Origin of the sequence: Pseudalkalibacillus hwajinpoensis (genome assembly GCF_015234585.1) — a bacterium.
Taxonomy (GTDB): domain Bacteria; phylum Bacillota; class Bacilli; order Bacillales; family Guptibacillaceae; genus Guptibacillus; species Guptibacillus hwajinpoensis_B.
Window position 1 is genome coordinate 478,629 of record NZ_JADFCM010000001.1, and the last position, 14,087, is coordinate 492,715.

A 14,087-nucleotide genomic window follows, 5' to 3' on the forward strand; every position below is an offset into this window, starting at 1 on the left:
ATAGTAAAGGATGTGAGCAAAAATGATGAAACTAGAAGTTTCCGAAACAGAAAAGTCCGTTTTTCTCGATGGACTAAGGTTGTGGTACAACAAGGAAAGCGGGGCAATACGCTTGAAGGTACCTGGAGTGAAGGAACTTCATTATGTGAAAAAAGGGTCAGACCTATATGAGCCGTTGCTTCAAGAGGTTAAGAGGGTTTCAAAAGACGATTAAATGAATGGTGCGGGAGTTAAACAAACGTTTGTTTAACTCCCGCCGTTTTATTTTGGTAATGAAACTTGTGGTGAAATCACTAAGTGGCTTCAAGTCATTTGTCTTTAGTGGCCTTTCTGTTTATATACATCTATTTAAATACCAATTAATTCTAAAATAATAACAAAAATGAGGTGCTATCATGAATACAAAGAGAGACAGTGGGATTAAAGTGGCCGCCTTCTTAGTGGGCTGGATGATTCTTATTTTTGGAGTAATCACTGGCATCATTGTGTGGAATGTATCTCAATCCTGGTTTGGTGGTGTGAATGTTATTGGGAGTAGCTTATTCTTTGGGGTTATTCTGCTTGGACTGTCTCAGATCATGACTTACCAGGAGCAACAGCTAAGTGAAACAGAAGAACTAAAACGTATGATAAAAGATCGGCGAGAATGAAGAAGGTTAGTTCATATATGAGTGCTAAGGGGTAAAAGGAGTGAGTCGGTTCTAAATAAGTAGGGGTTAAGGATACGCTGAATTCACAAATTCATTATCTCTTTTCAGTTACTCTTCCCACTAAATTCTTCTTCAAGATAATAAAAAACTTGACCCTCCAGTTACTGGAGGGTTTATGATTGTTCTGTTATAAGATATTGAGGGGAGAGCAATTATGAAACAAGAAGAATTAACAGCGACCTCAAGCGGCTCAAAGAAATCCATTTATTTCTTTATTTTTATACTTGGTGCTCTTAGTGCGTTTGGTCCTTTAACAATTGATATGTATTTACCGGCACTTCCTACGTTGGCTGATGATTTGCAAACCAATGCGTCTATGGCACAGCTAAGTTTAACAGCTTGTTTAATTGGATTAGCGTTGGGGCAAATCGTGGTTGGACCATTTAGTGATATACAGGGTAGACGTAAGCCACTCATCATTTCACTAACTATTTATACGATCGCTTCGTTACTTTGTCTGTTTGTGACGTCGATCTGGCCATTCATTGCCCTTCGTTTACTTCAGGGACTTTCAGGTGCAGCCGGAATGGTGATTTCAAGAGCGAGTCTACGTGATAAGTTCTCAGGAACAGAGATGACGAAGTACTTTGCCCTACTTATGCTTGTGAATGGAATTGCACCAATAGCTGCGCCAGTTGCAGGCGGACAGCTTCTCCAATTTTTATCATGGCGTGGTGTTTTTGGCGTATTAACTGTAATCGGCGCCATTATGTTTTTTGCGGTTCTATTTGGATTAAAAGAAACACTGCCTGTTAATAGGCGAAAAACAGGAGGGTTCAAAGAGGTTCTTCAGACGTACGGACTTCTTTTTAAAGATAAAATCTTTTTCGGTTATGTGCTCGTACAAGGATTTGTGATGAGTGCGATGTTTGCGTACATTTCAGGTTCCACATTCGTGCTTCAAGAAGTGTATGGACTTTCTGCTCAAATGTTTAGTCTTGTTTTTGCGTTGAACGGCGTTGGACTAATCATCGCGACCCAAATCACAGGAAGGCTCGCTGGAAAAATTGGGGAGAGTCGTCTGCTTGTTTACGGTCTATCGCAAGCTATGATCAGCAGTCTTTTATTGCTAATGGTGATCGCAATGGATGCACCTGTTATCTATGTTTGCATTCTTTTGTTTTTCACCGTCTCAAGTGTAGGTGTGGTGAATACATCCGTATTTTCACTAGCACTTGAAAATCAAGCAGAGCATGCCGGAAGTGCTTCAGCATTACTTGGTTTATTACCATTTCTTCTCGGTGCTATTGTTGCCCCAATAGTAGGATTAGGGGAAGGTGGTTTATCAATGGCTCTTGTGATTGCAGCATGTGAACTGATTGCTGTAGGAGCATATGTCTTTCTTGTTAAAAGGAACAAGAAAGTGTATCTTGTTGCGAACGAAGCGAGTTGATGGAATATGGGTTAAGACTGCTAAGCGTAGCTTAGCAGTCTTATTTTGCTGGTGCCTGTCACTCCCCGTTATTTGTCGAAGGCTATTCATGCGCTTTAGAGAATATTATTTAGTGCGGATGAAGGCATTGTAAGGATGATGTCAGCTCTATTAATCTTTTGTAAAGAATAGCCGTTACCCCTCCACAGCGAGAGTCACATCCTTATAATAGAGGTATCAAGTCAAACCACAACGGGATGTGAGCTCATGCAGAGAACGAATCAAGGTCAAAGCGAAATCATTTTTCTAAGTGCGATTACTTGCTTGCTTCTAATTCTAGTTCATGTTTTGGAAATGTTTTTCTTTGGAGAAAGACAGTCATTGAATGAGATTAGTTCTACTACCTATCAACTCAGTCAATTTGGGATTGCGATATTTGCGGTGATCGTTGGCCTATATCTATTTAGACAATCGGGAAGTAGGAAGAAAGAGAAGCGATTAGGTGCCTTTGAAGTTTCTAAGGTTATTCTTCTATTCGTTCTCTGGAGTCTTTTCTATCTTGTTCTTGCAAAAGTAGCTATGAACGTAGAGATGTTTACCGGTTGGAAAGATTCTATTCTTACTTTTGCCATGGGGGATTCATTTTATCACTTGTCTTTTATTTCAGTCATTCTACAATTTCTTTTATTTCTCCCTTTACTGAAGCTTGTTCAAACTAAGGCTGGTTGGTCGATTCTATTAGTTGTTACTGGAATGATTCATTACTATTTCGTATCTCCAGTCTTAACTGAAGGAAATGCATTTCTGACACAAGACGGTTTGCTTTTAAAATGGCTTTTCTTCTTTGTTCTTGGAGGTTACTTAGCTCGGTACTGGGATTCTGTACAGAACCTTCTAAAGAAATTCGATCGATTCGGACTTGTGGCATTGATTGGGTTAATTGGTTTCGAGGTTACCTACTATTTGATGTATGGCTCTATCTATCAGGAAGAATGGTTTCTTATGATAACGGTGCCTGTTATATTGATATCATTGCTGGGGATTTATCAGTCAGTTAGAAAAGTGGTGCTGTTGGATATTTTCTTGCATTCCATTGGGGAAAACACAATAGGACTCTATTTTATCTTCCCATTCATTATTTTCGCGTATTCAAGTATTTTGCCAGATGCGATATGGCAGAAAGAATATTTTGTACTTGTCTTCACCTTAGTGCTTGGAACGTCGGTTTTTATTAGTAAGCTAGTAAGGTTAATTGTCATCAACATCGAGGGGATAAAAGGCCCTGTTGTGAAAACAAAAATGCTGAATCAACAGGAACTTGGAATTAATTAAACGTTTGATTAATACATTCGAATGAACGTAAAGAACCCATCATATTTAGGTGATGGGTTTTTTTGTGTATCAATATCTCCGTTAAAATTAGTGTGATAAGAAGCGGATCTCAATCTATGAGATAGACACATGCATGACTAATTGACTAGTTATTAGTCAGATATGCTTGAAAACGAATCTATAAGTGGTAATATTAACGTTATGTGTTGGTTATCATTGGTTTTCAATGGATATAAATGGAACCCGAAAACGACTATCCAATCATTCGACTTTACATCTCTTTTAAGGGAGTAGAGTTTTTTACCGTTATTTCGATCAAACGATCTTTTGTTTTGAAAATAGAAAACGAGGTATTTTTTTGAATTATTCTTTGTAAAGAAATTGTAAATTACGTTCAGGCTATTGTTATGGGTAAAGATTTATGATGCGTCTAGTTGAGTGTGAAAATAAATAGCTGTTTTTGCCTAATTAAAAGGAAAATTAATGGTACAAAGGAAGAGATAAATGCTTGTTAAACGTCATCAAGTTGAAAGAAGAAATATTGCAGTAAACGATGTGCGATGGGATGGAGAGATGTTAAGCTTCCAGATAAAAAATGAAGAAATTCATAATTTAGAATCTCTCAATCTATGTCTTATAAATCGTAAAAATGAAGAAATTATATGGCCGGACTTTAAACAAGAAAAAGTAGGTTCTTTTATCAATTTCAGCTTATTTAAAGAGGATTTAAGTGGATTAAACTCAGGAAAATGGGATTTCTTTATAATAAATGGTCGAAGTAAAAGCATGGATAGAAAGAGAATTGGTGTCTATCAAGCTCCCATAGCTTCTAGACCACACAGGTATTTGAAACCGATTGTTGAAATGGAGCAGCACTCTTGGATTCCTTATCTTACGGATCGAAATGAACTTTCCTTGCATATTGGGAGTATAAGTGAGCTAGAAAAAGTTAGTTTTGAAGTTGTTGACTTCCAAAGTCAGGTCATCTCCATGGAAGAAGAAGACAACCGCCTCATTCTACATATCGATCAGTACTTTCCTTCTTCACCAGTAATGGTTCACACGAACGATTTAACTTCTCGAAAGATCCCTTCATCTTATCATCCAGAAGATAAATCTTTAACAATTCATAATGAAAACAAAAATGACTTTGTAAATGGAGAAGGTGAGCTTCAACTTCATTTTAAGCGTGGAAACATTCTTGAAGTTTATCCGTTAATTTTTGAGAATAGTCTAGTGACCCCAATCGTGCAACCTTCGTTTACTAAAATAGTGAAGGGGCAGCTTCATGCTCAGAACTTACGTGTTACGCACGATCGCATCTTATTTGATGTTTCTACGAATTTCATCGAATATGCGAGTGAAATTCAATTTTATTTGAAGAAACGTAAAAGAGATGAAATCGTGAATTTGGAAGTTTCCCGTCATTTACATGGTTCAGTGGAAGAAATCGGTGTATCTATAAGCCAATTCAATGGATTATTTACTAACACAAGCCGCTGGGATCTTTTTGTTGAAATTCGGTACGCTAACCTAGTTGAGGTAAGAAGAGTCGGCGAGTATAATAACCCTCTTAACCACCTTGAACGGCATGTGAGCCACCTTCCTATAACAGAGGATCTTTATCTCTCACCTTATTTAACAAATGATCATGAATTTTCATTTTACGTTAGTACTGAGGAGCAATATTTAAAAAGTAAGTACCCTGGTAATGTTTCGCTACATCGTTTGAATCTCAAACGAAATGGTGAACTGCAATTGACAGCTACCGTTTCAATGAAAAGGATAGAAAGTTTTGAAGTGAAGGAGCTTGTTTTAAGGTTACGAAGTGATAAGAGTAAACGAGTAATTGTACCTTACCATAAAGTGGTGGAAACGTCCGCTAATAAACAAAAAGTAAGTTTCCGCATTCAATTAAATGAAGTTGAATTTGAACAGTTTTATTGGGACTTTTTTATTTCAGTAAAAGTAAATAATCACGAGACGAGATTAATTAGAGTAGTTAGTGATAATTTACTTATTCATAAGCAATTGAAACATCGGATGTGGAAATACACTTTAAATCAATCCAATGGCTACATGATCTATCCCTATATCACGATTAATGGTGGGGTTAGTATCACTTATCGCTATAAAGGCGAATATGAGAGCATAAAGTATAAAATGAATGAGTACATTGCGTACTATTTGTATATCCTTTTCTACTGGAATGCGTTTTGGAAACCTACCTGGTTAATTCATGAGAAATACTCAGAAACAGCGCAAGATAATGCCTATTACTTCTTTAAACATTGCTTTGAAGAACATAAAGATAAGAAGGTTTACTATGTTATTAAAAAAGGATCTGAAGATGAACGCAATTTAATTCCTTATAAGGAACGAGTCGTTTATTTCATGAGCATTAAACACCTTTTCTTAATCCTATCTTCCAAAGTGATTGTTTCATCTGAAGCGAAGGGACACGGTTATGCCTGGAGGGTAGCTCGTGGACCGATTCGTGATTATGTGAATAGTAAGCGCTACGTGTTTCTACAGCACGGTGTGTTAGGTCTGAAGAAGGTAGAAAATACGTTTAAGGTTGGTTCGGCGAATTCAGCTGATTTGTTCGTTGTGTCTTCAGATTTTGAAAAGCAAATCGTCATGGACCACTTTGGATATAAAGCGAAGAACATTATTGTGACGGGCTTATCAAGATGGGATGTAGTAGAAGATCGTTCCCAAGAGCTAACCGATAGCGGTAAGAAAGAGGTCTTTCTTATGCCGACCTGGCGGAATTGGCTTGATGAAGTAGAAGAAGGCGAATTTGTACTATCCGATTACTATAAAGCTTATAATGCTCTGCTAAACTCTAATGAGCTACATGACACGCTAAGGAAAAATAATTTGCTTCTCAATTTCTATGTTCATCCCAAGTTTATGCCCTATGTCTCTCATTTTACTAGTGAAAATGAGCATGTAAGAGTTATTCAATTCGGTGAGGAAAAGATTAATGATCTCCTGATGCGCTCCAGTATGTTAATTACGGATTATTCCAGTGTCGCCTGGGAGATGTACTATCAGAAGAAGCCAGTGTTATTTTTCCATTTTGATTTGAGTAAGTATAATGAATTGCAGGGAAGTTATATGGATCTTAACAAAGAATTATTTGGAGATGTCGCATACTCTTCCGCAGCGTTAGTTTCAAAATTCGAAGAGTATGCGAGCACGAATTTCGCTGAAAAACCTGAAATTAGCAGCAAGCGATTTGAGTACTTTAACTATATTGATGATGGTAACAGCTCAAGGATCTTTTCTGAAATTAAGAAAAAAGAGAAAGAAGTAACAAGAAGAAAAACGCTCAAAGAAGTGTTGAAGAGCAGCGATGCTGTCTCCACAATGTGGAGAAGGTATAAAAAATACCCTATTGTTAATCAAGTAGGTGGCAAACTTCTCGCAACGTTAAGGTCACATTAATTTTGAGAGTCCAATGGTTGGGTTACGTTGGGCTCTTTTTTTGTGGATTTGTTTAGAATGAATTTTAGATCCGAGGAGTTGAACGGTACACATTTCATATGCGAATCTTTATGAGAGTGGGTATTCAGAAGCTTAACTGGATGAGTTATTGAAAGCGATGGAGAAATAATAAAAAAAGAATGGAGAAAATAAAATGACTTAGTAAGCCTTTTAACTTTTAATAAGATTATTTAAACTTGTGTTCTTTATAAAAAACGTTATAATGAGCATTAAGAACTAGAAAAGATTATTTTGACTATAAATTTTTTTTTAAAAGGATTTTTTGTTTATAAAATAGTCATACCTCTATATCAAACGAACCTTATGGGTGTGTAGACACATTAACTAAATAAACTCATATTGAGACAACTTAGTCGCAGTTTTACGCTCAGTGAATAGGGATTTTGAACCAACTCTTTCTTACTAAACTCGTGTCATTTAACGCAAAAGCAAAATATTAGGGGAAGTTAAGTAACTTCATACACTTATGTTCTTTATAAAGAACATAAGTGTTAATACGGAGGAGTTCATTCATGAATTTTGAATTTTATTTTTTAAGAAATGGCATAAAGAATTTTTCTCTCACATTTCTGTTCCTACTATTGTTAATCCCTCTACCTCAATTAGTAAGGGCTGATGAAGATGATGAAGTCGTCAGCAACCCTACTGTATTAATCATTTATTCTTCAAAACAGGGGGAGATAAGTGAGAATATCCGGTTACTAGATATCATAGTTGGTCATTACACTTCCGATATAACCGTCAAAGAAGATAGTGAGGTTACAAAGGGAGATTTAATCGGTGTGACTCATTTACTATATTATGGCGAAGTAAAAAAGACACTTCCTAATAACCTATCAAGGGTAGTTGAGGATTTCAATGGGCCTATATTTGGTATTGGTTATAATACTGAACAGTTTGAAGATCATTTCAGTTTTTTCACTCAGAAAAATGAATTGAATATTGATGGCATTTCATTTATTGGTGAAGAGATCAAGAATATAATTGAACAAACCATTCTTAACATAGAACTTTCTACTAATACGACAACGCTGATTGAAGGACACGCTGCAAATAGAGCATTCCCTCTTTTAGTGAGAAATTCAACTGATTTTTATTATGGTGTGACATCTCTGGATGGAGTATTACCAAATTATCTTTCTGAAACGTTACATGAATTCTTCGGCATTTCCCATCAGGAAGTTCATCCAGGTATTATTCGATTAGAAGATATTCATCCACTGGTTGATCCAGTTCCATTAAAAGAAATTGCAGACCTTTTGTTCGAAAAAAATATCCCATACATGATTGCAGTGATTCCCATTTATCGCGATCCAGAGACTGGGGAAGAATTTAGGTTCTCAGATTCTCCTGAGCTTCTTAAAGTGCTTAAGTTCATGCAAAATCATGGAGGCACAATTATTATGCATGGGTACTCCCATCAATATCGCTACAGTGAAACAGGGGAAGGGTTTGAATTCTGGGATGTGAAAAACGATCGCCCAATATCCGTCCCTCCTCAAAAAAATAGTCGTGAGAAAACAAGATCTGATTTTTCGTCAGAAGAGGATTTTCAAGAATATTTAACTGAAATCAAAAATTTTGAGACGAACTATATTCAGTCCAAAATTACGAAAGGAATAAATGAATTAGTGAGTTATGGTTTGTATCCTGCAGCATTTGAAGCTCCTCACTACGCCATTTCATTCAATGGTTATCGTGTCGTTTCAGAACATTTTTCAACTTATCTTGGCCAACTGCAAATTAGTGATGATAGCTGGGAAATGATGCGCTCTTCACCGACGATTACAACACCTTCATTTATAAACGGTTTGACACTGCTACCTGAAACGATTGGCTATGTTGATGAAAACGAAAAAGACCCCATACGAAAAATAACTCAATCTATACAAAAACAACAAATTGTAAGAGATGGGGTGATCTCCGGGTTTTATCATCCTTATCTGGGTATTGAGAATTTCAAAGAAATGATTCATGAGATGGAAACTGTTCCGAATCTTTCATGGGTTGATTTAAAGAGTTTTGATACGCTAACGAAAGCAGATCATGTTTCCATCCAATTCACGAATCATGAACCTGAGGTTAAATTGGATTATGTCGGGATGATAAAATCTTCTCCTGAATATTATGAGCCTTATTTAAATCGTGTAACGAATGGTGTGTTATGGGTTATTGCGACTGTGGCCGGGTTTATGATTATACTCTTCATAGCTTTTATTCTAATGCTCAACTTTCGAAAAAATAAGGAGGGGTTAAGATGACAATTAATATGATATTCAATTCCGCGCTCTTCCTTATTTGGTTTATGCTGATCTACCATATGTTCCTTATGCACGGTGGTTTCTTACATGCCATGAGTTACCGTAAAACAATTGAAAATTGGAAAGGATGGGACCGCTCTCTTCCTACAGTTAGCGTTCTTATACCTGCCCATAATGAAGAAGTGGTTATTCGAGACACTCTTGAGGCAATGGTGAAATTGCGGTATCCCCTAGATCGATTGGAAATTATATTGATAAATGATAACTCTTCCGATCGAACTGGAGAAATTGGGAATGAATATGCAAGAAACTATCCCTTTATTAAAGTAGTTCATACCAAGCCGCCCAATGTAGGAAAAGGAAAGTCAGGAGCCTTAAACCAGGGATTTATGGCATCTAAAGGATCAATTGTGATTGTATATGATGCTGATAATACACCAGAAGAAGATGCTGTTTATTATCTAGCGATCGGATTGCAGAATGACCCAAAAGCAGGAGCTATGGTAGGGAAATTCCGCGTAATAAATGCCTCTAAGAACTTGCTGACTAAGTTCATTAATATTGAAACGATTACTTTTCAATGGCTGGCTCAGGCTGGGAGATGGTACTGGTTTAAATTATCCACTATCCCAGGTACCAATTTTGCGATTAGAAGATCTATTCTCGAGAAACTAGGAGGATGGGATGAAAAGGCTCTCTCAGAGGATACTGAACTAAGCATTAGAGTGTATAACCTTGGTTACTATATTCGTTTTTTTCCAGCAGCAATTACTTGGGAACAGGAGCCTGAGGCATGGAAAGTCTGGTGGAAGCAAAGGACAAGGTGGGCACGTGGCAATCAATATGTGATTGGGAAGTATTTATTAGGATTTTTCAAGCTAAAAAATAAAAAGATTGTTCTTGATTTAATTTATTTTTTCTTTACTTACTTCCTCTTTTTATGCGGCGTACTTGTCTCTGATTCCCTACTTGTTTTAAATATATTTACCCCAATTACACTTTCAGTTGGACCAGTTATTATTGTTCTCCTAGTTTTAGCTATTCTCCTCTATCTTACTGAAGTGCTCTTAGCATTAAGTATCGAAAAAGAAACGTTAAATCTTACAAACGTTTTGATTGTTTGTTTAATGTATTTTACTTACTCTCAAATCTGGATCGCACTTGTTGTTTGGTCATTATGTTTGGAAGTGAAAAGAGTGCTATTCAAGCAAGAAGCGAAGTGGTATAAAACGGAGCGATACAAGCAATCTGCGTAACATGATAAATGGATGAGGTATGGGCGTGTGAAAGTTGCTGTTATTTTTGGGACGAGATCAGAAGGAATTAAAATGGCATCTATAATGGCGTCTCTTCAGCAAATTTCACTATGGCAAGTAGAAGCTTACTTGAGGATAAAGAAACGTTTAATTCAATTAACATTGTTTTGATAAAAACATGTCTTCTCGCACAAAGCAAAGTGTCCGAGAGCTAATTTTAATAATGTGAGATACTTGGAGATGATGGTGAGGTTTGAAGAAGAGGATAGCTAGCAAAAAACATTATCGATTTCTTTTGCTCTTCCTACTGATTCTTTTGTTGCTAGGAATATTCATTCTTCTTGATAAAAATGGTGGAGGAGTACATTCGATGCGATTAACAGAATCTTTCATAGAAACAAATATGAAAAATCCCAATGGGACTCTCGCAACTTATTTAAAAGAAAGTGATCAACTCGATCAAGATGAAGTGAAAGGAAAAGAAGCAATCTCAGAGTCGGTCGGAATATGGCTTCAGTATCATTTGAAAAAGAAAGACAGGGAAGGTTTTGAAGAAGCATACGAGACGTTTGTTAACTACTTTATTAATGAAGAAGGCCTTATTTATTGGAAACTAAACCCAAAAGGAGAACCGATTGTAACCACCAATGCACTAGTAGATGATTTAAGAATCATTGAAGTGTTGTACGAGGCAGCTTCATTGTGGAATGAGGAAAGATATAAAACGTCTGCAACGACATTCAGTGATTATTTGGTCAAGCATAATCACATAGAAAGTGTGTTAAGCGATTTTTATGATGATCGAACGAAAGAAATTTCAACTACATTAACACTTTCTTATATTGATCCGTCTGCATTAGAAGTGATGAGGGCAAATAGTGAGTTAGGTAGTCAAATTTATACAGAGATGCTTACGATTTTACAAAAAACTCCCACAGACAATAGTTTTTATGCAAAGGCCTATCATATTAATGAACAAAAATATGTTTTTGATGAGCAGGTGAATATGATTGATCAGGCTCTCGTTGCGTGGCAGCTGGCAGAAATAGGAGTTTCAACAGATTCCTTTTATCAGTTTATCGAGTCAGAGTACTCTGAGAGAGGTTTCATTTATGGGAGATATGATCGGAACTCACAATTACCTGTAGTCGAGTATGAATCTCCATCTTTATATGGTTTTATCATTCTTTATTGTTTGGAAGTGGGAGATAAAGAATTTGCGAAGCGGATTTATGAAAGAATGATAGAATTTCGAAACGAAGAAGAAGAAAGCAAGTACTGTGGTGGATACTCCATTAAAGCTAATCAGGACACGCATATCTTTGATAACCTTATTCCTTTATTAGCGGAGGAGAGGTTGTTGAGTGAGACAGAGTAGGGTGAGGGAGTTCGGAGTGGTGCCTGTCACCACTCCGAACTATCGTATAAATTGTCGAATCAATATTTTAACTAAATTAATTAAAAATAAACAATTTTCTAAAATATATTGAAATTCGTCTGATTATTCTCTATAATGAGCATCAGTTGCAGGAAATAGATAATCCGTTCACTAAATGTAATCCATTACATTTTTGCTTGAATTCTCACTATCAGCCATTTATAGTTTAAAATAAAGATACTATTTTAAACACTAGGGAGATAGTTGAAATGGCGAATATGACAGATGTAGCAAAGCTTGCGAATGTATCAACAGCTACTGTGTCCAGGGTGATTCAAAATCCTGATGCTGTAAAAGAAAAGACGCGAATGAAGGTGCTTCAGGCAATTGAAGAATTAAACTATCAGCCAAATGTTCTAGCTCGTTATTTTAGAAGAACTGAAACGAAGACGATCCTCGTGATGGTTCCTTCTATTGAGAATAATGTTTTTCCGCAAATGATTGCCGGAATTGACTTGATCGCCCATCAATCGGGTTACAAAGTGCTTCTTGGAAATACCTATCAAGATCCGGATAAAGCATACAGCTATCTTGAAGAGTTGAAGCAGAAACAGGTAGATGGGGTGATATTATTAACAACGAGGTTGGATAATAACGTTATTACCGACATTGCTGACAAATATCCTGTTGTGCTTACATCTGACTTTATTGCAGGTCTCAACGTTCCTACGGTAGCGATTGATAATATTAGTAGTGCACGTAATGCGGTGGAGCATTTACTGCAGCTTGGACATCAACGAGTTGGAATGATTACAGGTCCGTTAGATATTCCGTTAAGTCGGGATCGGTTAAAAGGTTATCGACAGGCGCTTCTTGAGCACGGCATAGGAGTCGATGGGGTTCTTATTCAAGAGGGAGATCATAAGTACGATTCTGGTTATCATCAGATGAATAAGTTTCTTGCACTGGAAAACCCTCCTACAGCTATATTTGCTGCAAATGATAGCATGGCAATGGGGGCTGTTAAAGCGATCAAAACTCACGGGCTTCGAGTACCAGAAGACATTGGAGTTGTTGGTTTTGATAATATCCAGTTCTCAGATATCTTTGAGCCGTCGCTTACGACAGTAGCGCAACCTTTTATGGAAATGGGACAAAGATCTATGGAACTCCTTTTGAAGCAAATTAATGGTGAAACCTTAACGAAAAAGCAGCACGTGCTTGATACCAAACTTATTATCAGAGAGTCATGCGGTTATAAAAAGCAGGTTTAGTCTTGATGACTATTCTGTTTCACTAAAATGTAATCGTTTACTTTACGAGAGGTGGAGAAACCTTTATTTTTAAGCTCTTTAGCAATTAATTATATTCATAAATGTAATCCATTACATTTATGAAGTCGACTATTTCCAGGAGGTGAAGAACGGACTATCGGCTGAGGTAAACAAATTAACTATTTAAAGGAGAGGTAGTAAATGGCAAATATACCTGTTGCAGTACAGATGTATACGTTACGAGAGGAAAGTGAAAAGGACTTTATTGGTACTTTGAAAAAGATTTCGGACATCGGTTACCACGGTGTGGAATTTGCTGGGTATTACGATATGTCTGCAAAGGATTTGAAGAAAGTAATGGATGACCTTGGATTAATGGCAGCTTCTAGCCACATTCCTCTCGATAAACTATTGGAAGATTTAAGTAGTGTGATAGCGTATCAGCATGAAATTGGAAGTACCAAGCTTGTTTGTCCGTTTCTTGCACCTGAAATGCGAACAGAGGAAGGATATTCGGAGCTCATTCGAAGCTTGAATGACATTGGACGAGAGTGCTCGAAAGAAGGGATCACATTATGTTATCACAATCATGATTTTGAATTAGAGAGGCTGTCGAATGGTAAAACTGCGCTTGGGACCATTTTAGATGAAACGAACCCAGAGTGTGTGAAGGCGGAGTTTGATATTTATTGGCTCACTCGGGCTGGGGAAAATCCGGTCGAGTGGATGAAGCGATATCAAGATCGCACGCCTCTTGTTCATTTGAAAGACATGACTACGGATGGGGAGCAATTCTTCGCTGAGCTCGGCACAGGAGGGGTTGACCTTAATGGAGTCCTCAATCAAGGCGATGTGTCTAACGTTGACTGGTGGATTGTTGAACAAGATAAATGTAAGCGCTCTCCTTTGGAAAGTATTGAAATGAGTATGAACTATTTCCTTAGTAAACATTCTTGATCAGTTGCTATATAGTCATTACTACAAATTAGGG

At 37.0% G+C, this 14,087-nt stretch carries 11 protein-coding genes; all 11 read left to right on the forward strand.

Going from position 1 to position 14,087, the window contains the following annotated elements; genetic code table 11:
- Window positions 1-22: 22 nt before the first annotated feature.
- The 11 genes from IQ283_RS02355 (at window position 23) to IQ283_RS02405 (ending at window position 14,053) form a co-directional block, all read left to right on the forward strand.
- Window positions 23-214 (forward strand): hypothetical protein, encoded by a 192-nt coding sequence (locus tag IQ283_RS02355; RefSeq protein ID WP_194218554.1) that lies wholly within the window; start codon window positions 23-25, stop codon window positions 212-214.
- 181 nt (window positions 215-395) lie between these two features.
- Window positions 396-650 carry a hypothetical protein gene (locus IQ283_RS02360; protein ID WP_194218555.1) on the forward strand — a complete coding sequence of 85 codons (255 nt, stop codon included), beginning with the start codon at window positions 396-398 and terminating at the stop codon, window positions 648-650.
- Between the two features lie 214 nt (window positions 651-864).
- On the forward strand, window positions 865-2,103 hold the full coding sequence (locus IQ283_RS02365) for a multidrug effflux MFS transporter (protein WP_194218556.1): 1,239 nt from the start codon (window positions 865-867) through the stop codon (window positions 2,101-2,103).
- A gap of 246 nt (window positions 2,104-2,349) precedes the next feature.
- On the forward strand, window positions 2,350-3,414 hold the full coding sequence (locus IQ283_RS02370) for an acyltransferase family protein (RefSeq protein ID WP_194218557.1): 1,065 nt from the start codon (window positions 2,350-2,352) through the stop codon (window positions 3,412-3,414).
- A gap of 504 nt (window positions 3,415-3,918) precedes the next feature.
- Window positions 3,919-6,867: a CDP-glycerol glycerophosphotransferase family protein gene (locus IQ283_RS02375; RefSeq protein WP_194218558.1), complete on the forward strand. Its 2,949-nt coding sequence runs from the start codon at window positions 3,919-3,921 to the stop codon at window positions 6,865-6,867.
- A 572-nt stretch (window positions 6,868-7,439) separates the two neighbouring features.
- Window positions 7,440-9,188 (forward strand): polysaccharide deacetylase family protein, encoded by a 1,749-nt coding sequence (locus IQ283_RS02380; protein WP_194218559.1) that lies wholly within the window; start codon window positions 7,440-7,442, stop codon window positions 9,186-9,188.
- Window positions 9,185-10,444 carry a glycosyltransferase family 2 protein gene (locus tag IQ283_RS02385; RefSeq protein ID WP_194218560.1) on the forward strand — a complete coding sequence of 420 codons (1,260 nt, stop codon included), beginning with the start codon at window positions 9,185-9,187 and terminating at the stop codon, window positions 10,442-10,444. The genes IQ283_RS02380 and IQ283_RS02385 overlap by 4 nt, the downstream gene beginning before the upstream one ends.
- Window positions 10,445-10,471: 27 nt before the next feature.
- Window positions 10,472-10,615, forward strand: coding sequence for a hypothetical protein (locus IQ283_RS02390; RefSeq protein WP_194218561.1), 144 nt, complete (start codon window positions 10,472-10,474; stop codon window positions 10,613-10,615).
- Between the two features lie 199 nt (window positions 10,616-10,814).
- Window positions 10,815-11,822: a glycosyl hydrolase family 8 gene (locus tag IQ283_RS02395; RefSeq protein ID WP_194218562.1), complete on the forward strand. Its 1,008-nt coding sequence runs from the start codon at window positions 10,815-10,817 to the stop codon at window positions 11,820-11,822.
- A 269-nt stretch (window positions 11,823-12,091) separates the two neighbouring features.
- The gene (locus IQ283_RS02400) at window positions 12,092-13,096 is read left to right on the forward strand and encodes a LacI family DNA-binding transcriptional regulator (protein WP_194218563.1); all 1,005 of its coding nucleotides are present in this window, start codon (window positions 12,092-12,094) and stop codon (window positions 13,094-13,096) included.
- Between the two features lie 201 nt (window positions 13,097-13,297).
- Window positions 13,298-14,053 (forward strand): sugar phosphate isomerase/epimerase family protein, encoded by a 756-nt coding sequence (locus IQ283_RS02405; RefSeq protein ID WP_194218564.1) that lies wholly within the window; start codon window positions 13,298-13,300, stop codon window positions 14,051-14,053.
- The last annotated feature ends 34 nt before the right edge of the window (window positions 14,054-14,087 follow it).